Annotated in this window: 19 protein-coding genes and 1 other RNA gene; 3 read left to right on the top strand and 17 right to left on the bottom strand. The window is 38.3% G+C overall.

What is annotated here, in order from left to right; all coding sequences use genetic code 11:
* Positions 1-81: 81 nt before the first annotated feature.
* The 17 genes from IV84_RS06340 to IV84_RS06265 all read right to left on the bottom strand — a co-directional run bounded on the left by IV84_RS06340 (position 82) and on the right by IV84_RS06265 (position 12944).
* Positions 82-1077, bottom strand: a complete 996-nt coding sequence (locus IV84_RS06340) for a serine hydrolase domain-containing protein (RefSeq protein ID WP_056986265.1) — start codon at positions 1075-1077, stop codon at positions 82-84.
* A gap of 20 nt (positions 1078-1097) precedes the next feature.
* Positions 1098-2135 (bottom strand): tRNA (adenosine(37)-N6)-threonylcarbamoyltransferase complex transferase subunit TsaD, encoded by a 1038-nt coding sequence (gene tsaD, locus IV84_RS06335; RefSeq protein WP_046871067.1) that lies wholly within the window; start codon positions 2133-2135, stop codon positions 1098-1100.
* A 7-nt stretch (positions 2136-2142) separates the two neighbouring features.
* Positions 2143-2718 carry a ribosomal protein S18-alanine N-acetyltransferase gene (rimI, locus tag IV84_RS06330; RefSeq protein WP_046871066.1) on the bottom strand — a complete coding sequence of 192 codons (576 nt, stop codon included), beginning with the start codon at positions 2716-2718 and terminating at the stop codon, positions 2143-2145.
* Positions 2702-3427: a tRNA (adenosine(37)-N6)-threonylcarbamoyltransferase complex dimerization subunit type 1 TsaB gene (gene tsaB, locus IV84_RS06325; RefSeq protein ID WP_046871065.1), complete on the bottom strand. Its 726-nt coding sequence runs from the start codon at positions 3425-3427 to the stop codon at positions 2702-2704. Before tsaB ends, rimI begins: the two co-directional genes overlap by 17 nt.
* Before the next feature lie 115 nt (positions 3428-3542).
* Positions 3543-4538, bottom strand: coding sequence for a UDP-glucose 4-epimerase GalE (galE, locus tag IV84_RS06320; protein ID WP_046871064.1), 996 nt, complete (start codon positions 4536-4538; stop codon positions 3543-3545).
* Positions 4539-4601: 63 nt separating this feature from the next.
* Positions 4602-5360, bottom strand: coding sequence for an acyl-[acyl-carrier-protein] thioesterase (locus IV84_RS06315; protein ID WP_056986264.1), 759 nt, complete (start codon positions 5358-5360; stop codon positions 4602-4604).
* 154 nt (positions 5361-5514) lie between these two features.
* Complete coding sequence (gene rsmI, locus IV84_RS06310) at positions 5515-6405, bottom strand: 16S rRNA (cytidine(1402)-2'-O)-methyltransferase (protein ID WP_046871062.1); 891 nt, start codon at positions 6403-6405, stop codon at positions 5515-5517.
* 13 nt (positions 6406-6418) lie between these two features.
* A complete protein-coding gene (locus IV84_RS06305) occupies positions 6419-6763 on the bottom strand; it encodes a DNA replication initiation control protein YabA (protein WP_046871061.1) in 345 nt (114 codons plus the stop codon).
* A gap of 38 nt (positions 6764-6801) precedes the next feature.
* On the bottom strand, positions 6802-7809 hold the full coding sequence (gene holB, locus IV84_RS06300) for a DNA polymerase III subunit delta' (protein ID WP_046871060.1): 1008 nt from the start codon (positions 7807-7809) through the stop codon (positions 6802-6804).
* Positions 7810-7832: 23 nt separating this feature from the next.
* Entirely contained in the window at positions 7833-8162 is a 330-nt protein-coding gene (locus IV84_RS06295; protein WP_056986263.1) for a cyclic-di-AMP receptor, read from the bottom strand.
* Positions 8163-8167: 5 nt separating this feature from the next.
* Positions 8168-8821 carry a dTMP kinase gene (tmk, locus tag IV84_RS06290; RefSeq protein ID WP_046871059.1) on the bottom strand — a complete coding sequence of 218 codons (654 nt, stop codon included), beginning with the start codon at positions 8819-8821 and terminating at the stop codon, positions 8168-8170.
* A 64-nt stretch (positions 8822-8885) separates the two neighbouring features.
* On the bottom strand, positions 8886-9485 hold the full coding sequence (gene recR, locus IV84_RS06285) for a recombination mediator RecR (protein WP_046871058.1): 600 nt from the start codon (positions 9483-9485) through the stop codon (positions 8886-8888).
* Positions 9486-9500: 15 nt separating this feature from the next.
* Positions 9501-9815 (bottom strand): YbaB/EbfC family nucleoid-associated protein, encoded by a 315-nt coding sequence (locus IV84_RS06280; protein WP_046871057.1) that lies wholly within the window; start codon positions 9813-9815, stop codon positions 9501-9503.
* A 19-nt stretch (positions 9816-9834) separates the two neighbouring features.
* Positions 9835-11622 (bottom strand): DNA polymerase III subunit gamma/tau, encoded by a 1788-nt coding sequence (gene dnaX / locus IV84_RS06275; RefSeq protein ID WP_046871056.1) that lies wholly within the window; start codon positions 11620-11622, stop codon positions 9835-9837.
* Positions 11623-11697: 75 nt separating this feature from the next.
* Positions 11698-11784, bottom strand: an RNA gene (gene ffs / locus IV84_RS10700) — signal recognition particle sRNA small type.
* Between the two features lie 28 nt (positions 11785-11812).
* Complete coding sequence (gene tadA / locus IV84_RS06270) at positions 11813-12331, bottom strand: tRNA adenosine(34) deaminase TadA (RefSeq protein ID WP_046871055.1); 519 nt, start codon at positions 12329-12331, stop codon at positions 11813-11815.
* A complete protein-coding gene (locus IV84_RS06265) occupies positions 12321-12944 on the bottom strand; it encodes a class I SAM-dependent methyltransferase (protein ID WP_056986262.1) in 624 nt (207 codons plus the stop codon). The genes tadA and IV84_RS06265 overlap by 11 nt, the downstream gene beginning before the upstream one ends.
* 299 nt (positions 12945-13243) lie before the next feature.
* On the opposite strand from IV84_RS06265, the gene IV84_RS06260 reads away from it, so the two are divergent.
* The 3 genes from IV84_RS06260 to nrdF all read left to right on the top strand — a co-directional run bounded on the left by IV84_RS06260 (position 13244) and on the right by nrdF (position 16794).
* Entirely contained in the window at positions 13244-13474 is a 231-nt protein-coding gene (locus tag IV84_RS06260; RefSeq protein ID WP_046871054.1) for a redoxin NrdH, read from the top strand.
* 109 nt (positions 13475-13583) lie between these two features.
* Positions 13584-15749, top strand: coding sequence for a class 1b ribonucleoside-diphosphate reductase subunit alpha (nrdE, locus tag IV84_RS06255; RefSeq protein ID WP_046871053.1), 2166 nt, complete (start codon positions 13584-13586; stop codon positions 15747-15749).
* Positions 15750-15774: 25 nt separating this feature from the next.
* Positions 15775-16794 carry a class 1b ribonucleoside-diphosphate reductase subunit beta gene (gene nrdF / locus IV84_RS06250; RefSeq protein WP_046871069.1) on the top strand — a complete coding sequence of 340 codons (1020 nt, stop codon included), beginning with the start codon at positions 15775-15777 and terminating at the stop codon, positions 16792-16794.
* Positions 16795-16837: the final 43 nt, after the last annotated feature.

Below are 16837 nucleotides of genomic sequence, written 5' to 3'. Positions count from 1 at the left end.
TAGTTAGCGCCCATGCCGGGCGCACCTAAAAGAAGGTACAAACTCACTTGACTGAGTTTGTACCTTCTTTTGTAGAAACAATTAATTTTCAAAAAACATTTTCAATAAACGATCGCGATCTTGGTTCCAACGTTTATCATCACGCGTTGGATAAATTCGATTTGTCAAACATACAAATCCTTGCTTTTTAACTGGATCAAACGCCAAAATAGTGCCGGTGTACCCAGTTTGTACGTACTGTTCCTTATGGTTAAGTCGACGCCATCCCAATGTTCGCCCGTTTTCGTCATAACTAGCCATTAAATCAAATAAATTCGGGTCTAAAATTTCTTTTTTCTGATACTTCCCACGATTAATCATCATTTCGGTAAACACAGTTAAATCACTAAGTGTTGAAAATAGGCCAGAATGTCCACTTTCACCGTTTAATAATAACGCCTTATAATCGTGAACTTGCCCTTGAATTTGGCCACGCTGAGGATCGACTTCAGTAGGAACAAATCGTGACTTTGGTCGATTTAAATTATATCCTGTATTTGTCATGGCAAGCGGATACCAAATATGGTCCTGAACACTTCGGTCAATAGAACCATTTAATGTCCGAATAATTAACCCTAATAAAATAAAACCTAAATCAGAATAAATTGTTTTTTCACCTGGCTTACTAACTAGTGGATCTTCATAAATCTTTTTTACAAGTTCTACACCCGTTAGGCTATGCAAATTGTCCACATCAGCCGGTAATCCACTGTTGTGTAATAATAAGTTTTCGATGGTCACTTCAGGATGCAAAAATCCCGGCAAATAAGCAGTAACAGAATCTTTCAGACCCAACTCATGAACAGCTAACAGCTGAAAAACACGAGTCGTTGTGGCAACCACTTTCGTTAAAGAGGAGACATCATAGATCATCGATGGATCTAAACGTTCTGCAAAAATATCTTTTCCTTGAAATCCATGATAAAAACTATCAATTTTAGTTTCATTAATAAAACTAAACGAAGCGCCATAAACATCGCCGCGATCAATAATTGCATCAATTTCATTTTTCATTTTTGTAAATTTATTTTCTGTCATACTTTTGTCCCCGCTTCATCTTATTTGATGGCATCTGGCACCCAATCAAATTCCAAACTTGGCTCCGCATTTAAACTTGCATCGGCAAAAACATTGTGTTTCATTGCTACATAACCGGCAGCGCCAATCATTGCCGCATTATCACCACAATATTTTAAGGGTGCTTTGACAAAATCCAAATCTGGCTGTTTTTCACTAAGCTTTTTCGACAATGTTTCTCTGAGCCCCTGATTAGCAGCAACCCCACCTGCCAAAACAAGTTGTTTAATCGAGAACTTTTCACAAGCCACCAAAGTTTTTTTAACGATAACATCTACCACACTCTGTTGAAAACTGGCTGCCAAATCTGCCCGATTTAACGTTTCATTTACTTGATCAGCATGATGAACTGTATTAATAAAAGCACTCTTCAATCCGCTGAAACTAAAATCAAAATTATCGTCATGAACCATCGCCCGTGGAAAGTGAAAAGTATCCTTTCCTTGGTGGGCTAACTCATCAATTGGCTTGCCTGCAGGATAAGTTATTCCTAAAACTCGTCCAATTTTATCATAGGCTTCTCCAGCTGCATCATCACGCGTTTCGCCAATAATTTGAAATTCATTTTCATACGGCATATAAACAAGTTCTGTATGTCCACCAGAAACTAACAGTGCCATGGAAGGAAAAACAATTGGTTTCACAAATCGCGCTGCATAAATATGGCCAGCCATATGATTTACTGGAACCAGTGGTAAATCATTCGCGTACGCAAATGATTTAGCTGCTGATACGCCAACCAATAATGCACCAACCAATCCGGGCCCATATGTAACGGCCACCGCAGTCAAATCACTCGTTTTGACGTGTGCTTTTTGCAGTGCCTCGTCAATACAAATGGTAATTTGCTCAATATGATGGCGACTAGCAACTTCCGGTACCACACCACCAAAACGTTTGTGGCTATTAATTTGTGTTGCAACAATATTTGACAATATCTTTTCGCCGTTTTCAATAACAGCCACGCTTGTCTCATCACAACTCGATTCAAATGCTAAAATTAAGTTCTTTTTAGTCATAATTCTCCTAATCCTTTTGGCCCAATGTTAAAGTCATATCAATTGCATCTTCATGGTCACCGAAATAATAATGTGCTTTAACTCCATTTTTTTCAAATCCCATTTTTAAATAAAGTGCCTGTGCCCGCACATTGCTTTTTCTGACTTCAAGGGTGATTTTCTTATATCCAATATATTCAGCCTTGCCGATCATCGTTTTCAATAAATATGCACCAATTCCATGATTCTGTTTATCTGGTACCACAGCGATATTCGTAATGTGGGCCGTGGCCGTTCGATCATCAAAAGAAGCACCAATGAATCCGAGCATCCGATCATGATAACGGATAACCAAATAAAGCCGATCAAATTTACGGCGAAGTTCGGTAGAAAATGCGACTCGATCCCATGGTGTCTGCCCTTCATAGACGGAACGTTCCACATTTAAAATCTCAGGAATATCCGTAATCATTGCTTTGGCAATAAAATACGTATCTGCTTCGATTTTAACTACATGATCATGGATTTCAAAAGCCTGTTCTCTCAACCGTTTTGTACGATTAAAAAGGCGATTTTTTATTAATTCTTTAATTTCTTTCAACATATGGTTTCGTGTCCTCTTGTGGATGACGTTTCTTCCACTCAACTTCCGCTTCGGTCAGCCGTAAATATCGTGGCACAAAATTAAATGGATGAGCCACTGGTTCGGCATGCAATCCGAGGTTTCCGAGAGCAAAAGCGTTAGGAAGATTTAATGCATCCGATACTTGATGAAAATTAGAACCCAATTGATCTTGCACAAACGCGGCATAGGTGGCCACATCCTGACCCACAAACCAGACAGGCTTTTGCATGCCTAATAATTGGGCGGCCAATTCTTTAATAGACAAATGTTGATCATCCATAACAGATACTAGCCCATCACTAGTTCGTTCATAGATCCCGGCAAAGACATTTTCTCTTCGTGCATCAAATAAGGGCACAATGAGGCGATTTTCATCGATCACGTTTGCGGCTAAAGCCCGTAAGCTAGAAATTGCCACGAGGTCAATATTCAAAGTATAGGCTAGTGTTTTGGCAGTCGTCGTTGCAATCCGAAGCCCAGTATATGATCCCGGTCCATCCGCTACCACAATCCGATCCAAATCTTGCACCGTTATGCCAGCCTGTTTCACCAAAGCTTCAATAATTGGTAGCAACTGAATACTATGATTCTTACGAATATTTGTGGTTGTCATTGCCAGTAATTGTCCATCATCCAAAACCGCTACACTTAACGGCCGATTTGAAGTATCTAACGCCAATAATTTCATAACAAATTTCCTTTTCTCGTTCTATTCTTTAAATATCTTATCACAATTTTTCCGAAGAATGAGCATTGATAAAAAAGAACTCGCAAATCATCACCGATTGTCGAGTTCTCTGCATTTATTTTTGATCCTCAAAACCATTTGGATGCTTTTGCGTCCAATTCCAAGCGGTTTTAATGATTTCGTGAATATCATCATACTGTGGTTGCCAGTGTAAGACCTTTCGTGCTTTGTCACTTTTAGCAACTAACGTATCAGGATCTCCACCACGACGAGCTGCAATTTTGGCTGGAATTTCTTTGCCAGTTGCAACTCGTGCAGCTTCTAGAATTTGTTTTACAGAGAATCCTGTGGAAGAGCCTAAATTAAATGCATCACTATCATTACCAGTCTGAAGATACTTCATCGCTAAAATATGAGCATCGGCCAGATCAGTTACATGCACATAATCACGGATATTTGTACCATCTGGTGTTTTGTAGTCGTCTCCAAATATTTGCAACTCATCGCGTTTTCCAGAAGCCACCTGCAAAACAATCGGAATGAGATGGGTTTCAGGGTTATGATCCTCACCAATTGTGCCATCCGCAGCAGCTCCTGCAACATTAAAGTAGCGAAGAGCTACAAATTTAATGCCATAGGCAACATCTGCCCAATGCATAATTTTTTCCATCATAAGTTTGCTTTCACCATAAGGATTAATTGGATTCTGTGGATCTGTTTCTTTAATCGTATCATTTTTAGGATTACCATATGTGGCCGCAGTGGAAGAAAATACGATTCGGTTGACATGATGCGCATGCATAGCTTCCAGTAAATTAATCATGCCACCTGTATTGTTATCAAAATACTTTAGCGGGTCTTTCATTGATTCAGGAACCACTGAAAAAGCCGCAAAATGAATAACCGTATCGATATTTTCTTTGGTAAAGACCTGATCTAAGAATTCTCGGTCTCTAACGTCCCCTTGATAAAAACGCGCTTGCTTTGAAATTGCTTGTTGATGTCCCGTTACCAAGTTATCAATAACAACCACATCTTCATTTTGCTCAATCAATCGTTTGACCATATGTGAACCAATATAGCCTGCACCACCAAGTACTAAAATTGCCATTTATGTCACTCCGTTTCCATAGACTTTGCCACAATTATAACATATAAGTAGGCTTTTTGGTCGTTAGTTGGCTATCGATGTCCAACTACAATCCGCTTCACAATAGATTTCACCGTTCACCGACATTCTATGTAAAGTTACCATTTCATCATTTTCACCAGTTGTTTTTGCTACTTCACTCACGACAGTATGTCCATATTGAATTTCTTTATGATATTGAATATTTAAATGCGTCGGCATATGCGTTTGTAAAAAGTCAGCCGGCAAAACATCCAGCAACCATTCAAAGTAATGCGAATTATTCACATGGCCATTGGTATCCAAGTCGAAATAGCGAACCGCATACTGTTTTTTTAAAACTTTTTGACCATCAGGAATTTTTTGGACGCGCGGTAACCGCGTTAATCGTTTCACTTCATCGCTACCATATGGATCAATCAACTCAGGAATGAGTTTCCCCATCCGTCGTGTTTTATGATTCATCTGAACAAAATTGCTGTTGGCCTCCAATAGTGGCTTTCCAGATTCGTCCTCAATTCCAAAGTGACGTTCGCAAAAGAATTTGTTATGAGCAGTAGCTTCGGTAGACAAATGAATCGTTGTCCCGATTTTAGGCAAAGTATTGATTTCGATGGAATACTGGGTAACCACCCAACCTACACCATATTTTAAAACTTCTGGCGTGACCACTCCTAATTCTTCACTTTGATCCTCTGAAGCTAACACCATTAAATTTATCAGCATTGGAATTGAAGCTCGCGAGGTTCGATCGCCATCATAATAAACCAATCTATGTGTTTCACTAAATTTTTTCCCTGCCATGTCAATCTCCTCTTGAATTAGTGGTTTAAAACAATCTAGTTTACGCTAGATTCAAAACGCGGAATAGCCACGATTTATACCACAAAAATATAACTCTAAACAACTGTCTATCTGTTGTTTAAACACATTTAAAAAAATTAAAAATTCAAAACTCTTAATCAGGCTGATCTTTATCATTTAAATGATGATACAGTGCATAAACATCCTGCTTTTTTAACCCCCGCAATTTAGCAACTTTTTTAATTGCAGCAGTTGGCTTCTCGCCGGCACTAATCAAATTATTAATCTGATCCTCGATGGGAATTTCCGGTAATTGTTCACCGGGTTGAACAGCATGACTATTGCCCTCCACAATTACTACAAATTCACCGCGAATCTCATTGTCATTAGCCCATTCTAACAGCTCCGCCAAGGTTCCGCGTAAAAACTCTTCGAATTTCTTTGTGAGCTCACGACACAACACCGCTGATCGATCTTTGCCCAATATGCTGCTCATATTGGTTAAAGTCTTTTTCAACCGATGGGGTGCCTCATAAAAAATGAGGGTTTCTTCTTTATTAACTAACTTTTCTAATTGACGCTTTTGCTCCACAGGTTTTCGATTAAGAAACCCGAAAAAATAAAACGGCTGGGGTTCCAAACCAGAAGCAATCAAGGCAGTTAGTCCTGCATTTGCTCCTGGCAACGGAACAACCGTAATACCCTGTTTAATACATGCCACAACCAAATCATGTCCGGGGTCACTAATTGAGGGCATTCCGGCATCACTGACCTGGGCAATGGTCTCACCATTTTTCAAACGTTCAACCAACTCCGGAACCCGCTCATGAGTATTGTATTCATGAAAACTGATTTGTTTGGTTTCAATTTCGAAATGATTGAGTAGTTTTTGCGTGTTTCGGGTATCTTCTGAGGCAATAATATCAACCTCTTTTAATATCTCAACGGCTCTAAATGTCATGTCACCAAGATTACCAATTGGCGTTGGCACTAAATACAATGTCCCACTAGCTTGATCTTTTGCAAAACTTTTTTGTGATTGCACTTTTTCAGTCTCCTTACCGATCACCATAAATGACATCAAGACAAAAGGCACATGGTTCGTCATTTTCACGATGCTTGCCAAACCATTCATTGCAAACATGATAGCCACGACCATATAACTTTTCTAAGTTTTTACGAGATTTAGAAAGACCATGTTTAGTACTTTTGGAAGTCTCTCTTTTTGATGGTTGCTCATATTTACCTAATTGCTCACGTAAATGCTCGTTTTCGATAACCAGCTCCGCATTTTCTTCAAGAATTTCAGTCAGTCCATTTTGCAATTCTTCAATTTGATCTGACATTTTTTTTGATTCTTCTTGAAGACCATCAAAGCTTTCGTACATCTCTCGTTTATTCACAGTTTCACCTCATTCACAGTCTTTAATCTTAGAATGACTCAATAAACACGACATAGTTTGATGGTTAACGCCTCTAAAACGTTTTGAAAACTCACATTACGATTTAACAAATTTTTAGCTTGCAATGCTTGTTCTGTGGCCGCCATCAAACTGTTTTCTGATTTTTGTGTAAGTCCTTTTTCAATTTGTGCATCCTGATTTGGAAAACTTAATCGCGAATTTTTTGGATTCACTTTTAAAATCAAGGCTTCACGGCAATACAACATGACAATATCCAAAATTAATTGTTGATTTTCTTTAGTTTTTGCCAAACCTGTAATTTTAGCCTGAACTTCAACGAATGCTCGCATATCTTTTTGGAAAACTAATAAAAACCAACGACTAACCGCAGATTGGACTAGTGTTAACCAGTCATCCGCCAACCAATTTTCGACTTCTACGGCACTATTAGTTAGGTTCATAGTCATCGCAATTAAACTAGGCGTAATTCCTTTTCCTTGTAATTGAGCCTTAAACTGGGCCGGTACCAATGGCTTCAATTCTACTACTTCAGTTCTAGAGATGATGGTTGGTAACATCAAATTCTTATTAGTTGTTAGCAGAAACGCAGTCACATTAGGACTTGGTTCTTCAATAAATTTTAAAAGACTGTTTGCAGCTCCAGACGTCATTTTATCCGCATCAGAAATAATAAATATCTTTTGATTTCCCTCAACCGCACTCTTAGTAAACTCAGATTTTAGAAATCTAACCTGGTCAACCTTAATACTTTGTCCATCAGGTTTAACAACAATCACATCTGGATGCTGATTTGTACTGATTCTTCGACATTCTTGGCATTTTCCACAAGGCATATCATTTTGAACATTTAAACAAAAAAGACGCATCGCAATCCAGGTTGCCAATTCGTCTTTTCCAATCCCTGATTCACCAGCAAACAAATAGGCATGGGCCAATTTATGCGCCGCGATGACCTTTGCAAAATGTTCAACTAATTCTGGTTGCTTTTCTTTAACTGTACTTTGGATTCCAACTTCTTCAGTCATCTGCTACTCCTCTACTGACTGCTTCAGAATTGTTTGAATTTCTCAATTGGGAGGACAAACACTGTTGCACCACCAACCTGGACTTTAACTGGATAAGCTGTTGTATCTTCCATGCTAGCATCCAAGTTTACAGGTGGGGTCATAAACTCTTCACGACTATGTGAAGATTCCTTAACCATTGTTAAAACTTCATCAACTCGTTTTTCGTCAATACCGATCATGTAAGTCGTATTTCCAGCTTTTAAAAAGCCACCAGTCGTAGACAATTTTGTTGCCCGAATATTGGCATCAATAAACTGCTCACTTAATTGACTTGCATCCTTATCTTGAACAATCGCAATAATTAATTTCATATTTGTCACTCTCCTGATTCATTAAAGAATTCTGAATTGGTTTTCCGAATAATCGTCTCAACATCTGAAACAACTTTACCTTTGCTTTGAGTTGCATCGACCAATTTGATCCGTTTCGGATTTTCCTTAGCGAGCTTTAAATAAGAAGCTCGAACACGCTTGTGAAACGATAATTGCTCAACATCTAAACGGTTAATCTCATCAGTTCGATGCGTCATGATTCGTTGTAACCCAATTTCAGAGGGGACATCAAAGTAAATGGTTAAGTCCGGCAATAAACCGGCCGTGGCAAAAAGATTCATTTGATAAACCTCTTGCTCGCCAATTTCACGTCCGGCTCCCTGATAAGCAACTGAGCTGTCAATATAACGATCACATAACACTAGTTTATTAGCTTTTAATGCCGGTTCAATCGTCTCCACAATGTGTTGTCGACGGGCAGCTGCATAAAGCAGGGCCTCGGTCCGATCATCCATCTCTGTATTTTGACGATCTAAGATAATATCTCGAATTGCTTCAGAAATCCGATTACCACCTGGTTCACGCGTTACAATTAACTGTTTTTTCAATTGGGGCTTTAGATCAGCCACGATGGTATTTAAGGCCGTTGTCTTCCCTGCACCATCCGGTCCCTCAAACGAAATAAATTTTCCTGTCAAAATGCCATCTCACTTTTTGATTAATTACATACTTGAAAGTATGTCATGCATGTTTCGGCACACTTTACATCTCTGTACGACCTTCAACTGCTTTAAATAAAGTCATTTGATCCGCATACTCGATATCACTACCAACTGATAATCCATGTGCTAATCGGGTTACTTTAATTCCCGCTGGCTTAATGAGTCGTGACAAATACATTGCCGTGGCTTCACCTTCTGGAGTTGCATTTGTGGCTACAATAACTTCTTTAACAGATTGATTTTTTTGCAATCGTTTAAGCAAACTAGAAATATTTAAATCTTCAGGGCCCTTTCCTTCCATTGGCGAAAGGACACCTTGTAGCACATGATAAAGACCATGATATTCTTTCATTTCTTCCATTGACATCACGTCTTTAGGATCCTCAACAACCAGAATAGTTCCCTGATCACGCGATTTGTCTCGACAAATCTCACAAGGATCATCTTCGGTAATGTTTCCACAAATACTACAAAAATGAAGATCACGCTTTGCAGATACCAATGCCTTAGCAAACTCCGTCACATCATCCTGATCCATATTAATCGTGAAAAATGCTAACCGGGTTGCACTCTTTTCTCCAATTCCTGGTAATTTCATATAACTATCAATTAATTTCGCAATTGGCTCTGGATATTGCATTATAGCCCCTCACTCTTACATTTTTGGCAAACCTTTTGTGTATTTGCCCATTGTTTTGTTTGTCTCATCAGTAATTTTTTTCATAGCATCATTGACTGCTGCCACAATCAAATCCTGTAACATATCGACATCATCTGGATCAACTGCTTCAGGCTTAATAGCAATATCCTTCATAGTTTTGTCACCTGTAAAAGTTACCTTTACCATGTCATCCGGTGCCGTTCCTGTAAATTCTGTTGTATCAAGACCTTCTTGTTCTTCAGTGACCTTTTTTTGCATCTTTTGCATTTGACGCATCATACCTTGCATATTTCCCATTCCACCGCGCATATTAACTCCGCCTTTCTAACTAATCATCTTTAACTTCTACCGTTTCTGAACCAAATAGCGTCTCTGCTTGCGTAACTACTGGATCTTGTTCAGTTTGAGAAGCAGTCTCACTTTTTGATGTTTCTTCATCATTTGTTTCATCTGACTCAGACTCGTTACTTTGCAAATCATCTTTGTGCTGCTGAATATAACTTTTACGAATTTCTGGCCATTGCTCTGCATCTACATAAGCAATTTTTAAATCATGACCCACTAATTTGTCAATGTCTTCGCTCAACAACTGACGCAAATCACCATCATCAGCTGCCTTTTCATATAAGAACGCATAATCAAAAGCAATTACAGCACCTGACTCGCTAGCTGCTACTGGCTGAGCTACGTGCATCAATGCCCGCTGTGTCACGTCCAACATTGCAATTAGATCTGGCCAAATCTCCTTTAATTGTACCAAATTTTGTTTCGTTGCGTTGGCCAAAACTGGATAAATCTTTGTTAAATTTGGTTTCACGCCTTGTTTACGTTTGCTTGTATTACTACGTACTGTCTTGTTCTGACCAGCCGGTTTTGAAGTTGTCTGGCTTTGCCCTTCTAACTTCTTAACCTGATTCGTTAATTCTTTTACCTGATCTTTTAGTTGTCCAAGTTCACCCTCAGTTGCTGCTACTGGTGCTTGATCCGCACCTGCCGTAACTGTCTGCAAATTAGTTTCAGACTTAGCTACCTTAGTTGGTTCAGCCAATTTAATCGTTAAAACTTCCATATATACATCTGGATGAGTGGTAAACCGCATTTGCTGTTGGGTGTCATTTAAATGATCAATCATCTGGTAAATTCGTTCTGCATTCAACGTAGCTGCAAATGATTTGAACTGCTCATCCACATCGCCCAACTCTTGATCCACAATAAGTGAGGGATCTTGTTGATACAACAACAGATTTCGACAGAAATTAATCAAATCTTCAATAAAACGGTTGGCATCTTTTCCTTCCGCTAACACTTTTTCCAGTGTGTTCAACGCAGATGTGACTTTTTGATCAGAGACATCTTTAACGTAAGTGTTCAACAGATCATGGCCAACGCTCCCGGTAACTTGAAGTGCGTTTTTTAATGTAATCTCATTATCACCAAACGAAAGGGTTTGATCCAAGATACTAAGTGCATCTCGCATCCCCCCTTCAGCTGCCTTGGCAATCGTCAATAAGGCTTTTTTATCAAATGTAATTTGTTTTTGTTGCAAAATGTAAGCCATTCGGTCATAGCTATCTTTGATTGAAATTCTTCGAAAATCGAATCGCTGCGTTCTGGAAATGATCGTCAAAGGAATCTTTTGGGGTTCAGTGGTTGCTAAGATAAAAACCACATTAGCTGGTGGTTCTTCCAATGTTTTTAATAAAGCATTAAATGCCCCTGTAGATAACATATGAACTTCATCAATAATATAAACTTTGTAATCTGCTTCCGTCGGCGCATACTTTGCCTTATCCCGAATATCACGAATTTCCTCAACACCATTATTCGAAGCGGCATCGATCTCAATCACATCATTTAATCGACCTTGGGTAATTGCTTTACAAGTTGCACATTCATTACAAGGTTCTCCGTCCTTTAAATGACGACAATTAATTGCCTTGGCAAATATCTTAGCGGCTGATGTTTTTCCGGTTCCCCGTGGCCCTGTGAACAAATAAGCATGACTAGTTTGATCGGTTATTAAGGCATTTTTTAATGTTTGGGTAATCACTTGCTGGCCCACGATTTCATCAAATCGTTGTGGTCGCCAAACGCGATATAAAGCCTGATAGCTCATTTTTAAATTCCTCTCAGTTGGTAACCTATATAAAAAACTCTTAGCCATGTTGACTAAGAGTTTTACCAATTTCCTAATAACTTAAGGCACAAGACAGAGCAGACTTAGTGCTGCTTCCTTCCGGATCTGACACAATTCGTGAGTCCATCCTTGCCTTAAGGCCTCTCGGCACTATTAATAATACTCGAAATCACTCAAAATTTCTACTAATTTGTTTACTTTTTTTGAACTTCTTTCTCCGATCCCGAATTTCACGAAAAAAGTCCTGCATAATTTGACTAGATTCTTTTTGGAAAAGTCCCTCAGAAACGCGTACCTGGTGGTTTAGACGCTGATCATTCAAAAGTTGATACAAGCTTTGAACCATCCCTGCTTTAGGATCGCGTGTACCAAAATAAATTTCTGGGAGTTGTGAATTAATAATGGCACCACTACACATCATGCATGGCTCCACTGTGACAAATAATTGACAGTCCCATAGGCGCCAACTATTTAAAGTTCGACAAGCTGCCTGAATCGCTAACACTTCTGCATGGGCAGTCGCGTCTTGATTTTTTTCTCGCAAATTATGACCGCGACCAATAATCTGATTGTTATGAACAACAACTGCTCCAATTGGCACTTCACCCATAAGTTTGGCTTTTTTTGCCTCTTCGAATGCTAAACTCATAAAATAAAGCTCTCGATTTGGTGACAATTCATTTTGCATCGACTACCTTCTCTTTCACACTTTTAATAATGTAATAGCCTTTTTGTTTTAAAATAATTTCTGCATTGCCAAAAGTTTGCGTCATTGTTTTTTTTGCGGAGGGTGCACCTTGCTTTTTTTGTAAAACAATTAGTAATGACCCACCAACCTGTAAATGATCAAATGCACCCGTTAAAATTTTTGTGACAACTGGTTTGCCAGCCCGAACCGGTGGATTAGATAAAATTGTATGATAATTCTTTTTTGAAACTGCTTCATAAGTGTCTGATTCCCAAATTTCAATATTTTGAATGCCATTTTGCGCTGCATTTTGTTTACATAAATCTAACGCCCTTAAATTTACATCCACAAGGTCAACGTGGACATCGTCAATGGCCTTCGCAATTGCCAGTCCAATCGGTCCATAACCACAACCAACATCTAATACATCACCTTGCTTCAAATCCTCCAAATCAACCGCATCTAACAAAGTGCGCGTACCAAAGTCAATTGTTCGTTTTGAAAAAACACCATTGTCAGAATTAAAAGTCAAATTATGCGAAAGTAATTTAAATTGCCATTGTGTTTTCTCATGTAAAACATCTGGATTTTGTGTATAATAATATTCAGTCATTTAATTTCTTCCTTTATTTGTTTTTCATCGGAATCATATTCTGATTTCTATTATAAAGGATTATCTAAATGAATTCACACCTAACTTAGCGTTAGGCCGAGTCCAAATGATCTTCCGAGTTATTTTTAATAAACCAAGCAAAAAAATTTCTTTGAAACCTTATTAGACCACCATATTTAGTGTACGTAACATAAATGACACTAAATATGGTGGTCTTTTCATTGAATTTTACATAGGATGCTGTATACTGAAGGTATTCCAAAAAACACAAAAGTACCGAGAAATTGAGGGTGAGCAACATGAGTGAAGTAACAATTTATACAAAAAACAACTGTATGCAATGTAAGATGACAAAACGTTTCTTAAGTGAACACAATATTCCTTTTAAAGAACGAAATATTAACACTAATCCTGACTACATTGATTATTTAAAATCTCGCGGATTCCAGGCTGTTCCTGTGGTTGAATCTAATGGTAACGAACCAATTGCTGGATTCCGGCCAGACGTTTTAAAACAACTTGCCATCTAACAGATCGACATATTTGTTAGACCATTAAAAAGCACCGTGCTGCTTGTCACAGCTAGGCGTTTTTTTATTTATTCCATTTTTAGACAGGATCCCAGAAAGGCGTGAAATTATGAGTCTTAAGAACCTTAAAGATGTCACATACTACGATTTAAATAATGAAATTAACATTCCAGTTAACAATCAGATTCCTCTAAACAAGGATCATGAGGCCCTAGCCGCCTTCTTAAAAGAAAACGTAAATCCTAACACAATGAAATTCGATTCCTTACAAGATCGACTTGATTATCTCATTAAAAATGATTACATCGAGGAAGAATCCATTAAGAAGTATTCTCCTGAATTTTTACAAAAACTGTATGATTTTTTAAACAAGCAAGATTTCCATTTTAAATCATTTATGGCTGCCTATAAATTTTATGCGCAATATGCTTTAAAAACTAACGACAACAGCTACTACTTGGAACATTTTGTTGATCGCGTTTTTATGAATGCGACCTATTTTGCTGATGGTGACGAAGATCTTGCCATGTCCATTGCCGATGAAATTATTCATCAACGCTACCAACCGGCAACGCCTAGCTTCTTAAATGCGGGCAGAAAACAACGCGGTGAGCTTGTCTCTTGTTTCTTAATTCAAGCAACTGATGATATGAATGCAATTGGACGAACCATTAATTCTGCCCTCCAGCTTTCAAAATTAGGCGGTGGCGTTGGGATTAACTTGAGCAACTTGCGGGAGGCTGGTGCGCCTATTAAAGGAATCCAAGGTGCCGCTAGTGGCGTTGTCCCTGTCATGAAATTGTTAGAGGATAGTTTTTCCTATGCTAACCAACTAGGTCAACGTCAAGGTGCTGGTGTGGTCTATCTCAATATTTTCCATCCGGACATTATTTCGTTCTTATCCGCAAAAAAGGAAAATGCCGATGAAAAAATCCGAGTTAAAACACTTTCTCTAGGCGTGGTTATTCCAGATAAATTTTACGACTTAGCCCGGCATGATGAAGATATGTATTTGTTTAGTCCTTACTCAGTTGAAAAAGTTTACGGCAAACCCTTCTCTTATGTCGACATTACTGCTGAGTATGACAATATGGTCGCTAATCCTAATATCACAAAAACGAAACTCAAAGCTCGTGATCTCGAAAATGAGCTTTCTAAATTACAACAAGAATCCGGCTATCCTTATGTTGTCAACGTTGATACAGCAAACCGGGATAATCCAATCTACGGTAAAATTGTGATGAGCAATTTGTGTTCTGAAATCATGCAAGTTCAGACTCCTTCTGAAATTAATGACAAACAAGAATACACAACAATGGGAACTGACATTAGCTGTAATCTTGGCTCAACCAACATTGTCAATATGATGAATACACCTAATTTTGGCCACTCTGTTGAAACAATGGTTCGTGCTTTAACCTTTGTAACTGATCATTCTAATATCAGTGTGGTACCTTCCATTCAAAACGGAAATGCGCTGGCACACACAATTGGTTTAGGTGCAATGGGATTACATGGTTATCTAGCCAAGAACCACATGTTTTATGGAAATGCCGATTCACTTGATTTCACAAGTGTTTATTTCATGTTGCTAAACTATTGGACTTTAAAAGCTTCTAATAAAATTGCACGTGAACGTCACACAACATTCCACAATTTCGAAAAAAGTAAGTATGCGGATGGAAGCTACTTCGATAAATACGTTTCGAAAGATTGGGGTCCAAAAACTGAAAAAGTGCAGTCACTCTTCAAAACGATTGATATTCCAACTCAAGCTGATTGGCAAGCATTAAAAGAAGCCGTTATGAAAGATGGCCTTTATCATCAAAATCGAATGGCTGTTGCCCCAACGGGTTCCATTTCTTACATTAATGATGCAACCGCTAGTTTACAACCAATCGTTAATCGCGTCGAAGAACGTCAGGAAAAGAAAATTGGCAAAATTTACTTCCCAGCTCCATATCTTGACAACAGTACTTTGAAATATTATCAGTCTGCCTATGATATTGATATGCGTAAAGTTGTTGATATCTATGCAGCCGCTCAGCAACATGTCGATCAAGGGATGAGTATGACTTTCTTCATGCGATCAACAATCCCAGAAGGCATGTACGAATGGAAAGATGGCCGAACAAATAAGATGACCACAAGGGATTTGAACATTCTGCGTAACTATGCTTATAATAAGGGAATTAAATCTATTTATTATATTCGAACATTCACCGATAATGACGGTGAAGTTGGCGTCAATCAATGTGAAAGTTGTTCAATTTAATTTAGTTCAGAAAGGAACAAAAATAATGGCAGATTCTTTTGCAGATTTAAATCCAATCAAATGGAACAAAGATGGTAATTATAAAGCAATAAATTGGAATCAAGTTTCCGATGAAATTGATAAGGCAACATGGGAAAAGTTAACAGAACAATTTTGGCTTGATACTAGAATTCCCATTTCTAACGATCTTGATGACTGGCGTACATTAGACGAGGATCATAAATGGGTAGTTGGCCATGTTTTTGGTGGTCTCACCTTACTTGATACGCTTCAATCTCAAGACGGGATGGCGGCTTTAAGAAAAGACGTTCGAACGCCTCACGAAACTGCTGTATTAAACAACATTCAATTTATGGAATCTGTTCATTCAAAGAGTTACTCATCAATTTTTGAGACTCTTAATACGCCAGACGAAATTGATGAAATCTTCTCATGGAGTGACAGTGAAGAATTTCTTCAGAATAAAACAAAGAAAATTTACACCCTTTACCATGATGATGGTGATCCACTAAAGAAAAAGATTTCGAGTGTCTTTTTGGAAACTTTCTTATTTTATTCTGGTTTCTTTACACCCCTTTATTACCTTGGCCACAATAAGTTAACTAACGTTGCAGAAATCATTAAGTTAATCCTTCGTGATGAATCTGTCCATGGAACTTACATTGGTTATAAATTTCAGTTAGCTATGAAAGAATTATCAGAAAGTAAACAACAAGAGCTTAAAGACTGGATGTTTAACTTCTTGTATGAACTTTATGATAATGAAGAAAAATATGTCCATGTTTTATATGACCAAGTTGGCTGGACAGATCAAGTATTGACCTTTACCCGTTACAACGCAAACAAGGCCTTGATGAACTTAGGACAAAATCCTCTCTTCCCTGATACCGAAGCTGATGTAAATCCAATTGTAATGAACGGAATCTCTACAGGAACTGCTAATCATGATTTCTTCTCACAGGTTGGTAATGGCTATCGATTAGGAAAACTTGAAACCATGTCTGATAAAGACTATGACATTGGCGAACCAAAAGATAAGAAATAAACCTAAAAAAACGGGGTCTCTGTCAAATCGTATTGGTGGAGAT

Source organism: Pediococcus damnosus (genome assembly GCF_001437255.1).
Lineage (GTDB): Bacteria > Bacillota > Bacilli > Lactobacillales > Lactobacillaceae > Pediococcus > Pediococcus damnosus.
The sequence above is the reverse complement of the archived record's forward strand: the minus strand, read 5'-3'. Positions and strand labels throughout refer to the sequence as shown.

Bases quoted from the DNA above. Each gene is read 5' to 3' on its own strand.
- IV84_RS06340 (WP_056986265.1), bottom strand. From the start codon at position 1,077: ATGACAGAAAATAAATTTACAAAAATGAAAAATGAAATTGATGCAATT.
- tsaD (WP_046871067.1), bottom strand. From the start codon at position 2,135: ATGACTAAAAAGAACTTAATTTTAGCATTTGAATCGAGTTGTGATGAG.
- rimI (WP_046871066.1), bottom strand. From the start codon at position 2,718: ATGTTGAAAGAAATTAAAGAATTAATAAAAAATCGCCTTTTTAATCGT.
- tsaB (WP_046871065.1), bottom strand. From the start codon at position 3,427: ATGAAATTATTGGCGTTAGATACTTCAAATCGGCCGTTAAGTGTAGCG.
- galE (WP_046871064.1), bottom strand. From the start codon at position 4,538: ATGGCAATTTTAGTACTTGGTGGTGCAGGCTATATTGGTTCACATATG.
- IV84_RS06315 (WP_056986264.1), bottom strand. From the start codon at position 5,360: ATGGCAGGGAAAAAATTTAGTGAAACACATAGATTGGTTTATTATGAT.
- holB (WP_046871060.1), bottom strand. From the start codon at position 7,809: ATGACTGAAGAAGTTGGAATCCAAAGTACAGTTAAAGAAAAGCAACCA.
- IV84_RS06295 (WP_056986263.1), bottom strand. From the start codon at position 8,162: ATGAAATTAATTATTGCGATTGTTCAAGATAAGGATGCAAGTCAATTA.
- recR (WP_046871058.1), bottom strand. From the start codon at position 9,485: ATGCAATATCCAGAGCCAATTGCGAAATTAATTGATAGTTATATGAAA.
- IV84_RS06280 (WP_046871057.1), bottom strand. From the start codon at position 9,815: ATGCGCGGTGGAATGGGAAATATGCAAGGTATGATGCGTCAAATGCAA.
- dnaX (WP_046871056.1), bottom strand. From the start codon at position 11,622: ATGAGCTATCAGGCTTTATATCGCGTTTGGCGACCACAACGATTTGAT.
- tadA (WP_046871055.1), bottom strand. From the start codon at position 12,331: ATGCAAAATGAATTGTCACCAAATCGAGAGCTTTATTTTATGAGTTTA.
- IV84_RS06265 (WP_056986262.1), bottom strand. From the start codon at position 12,944: ATGACTGAATATTATTATACACAAAATCCAGATGTTTTACATGAGAAA.
- IV84_RS06260 (WP_046871054.1), top strand. From the start codon at position 13,244: ATGAGTGAAGTAACAATTTATACAAAAAACAACTGTATGCAATGTAAG.
- nrdE (WP_046871053.1), top strand. From the start codon at position 13,584: ATGAGTCTTAAGAACCTTAAAGATGTCACATACTACGATTTAAATAAT.
- nrdF (WP_046871069.1), top strand. From the start codon at position 15,775: ATGGCAGATTCTTTTGCAGATTTAAATCCAATCAAATGGAACAAAGAT.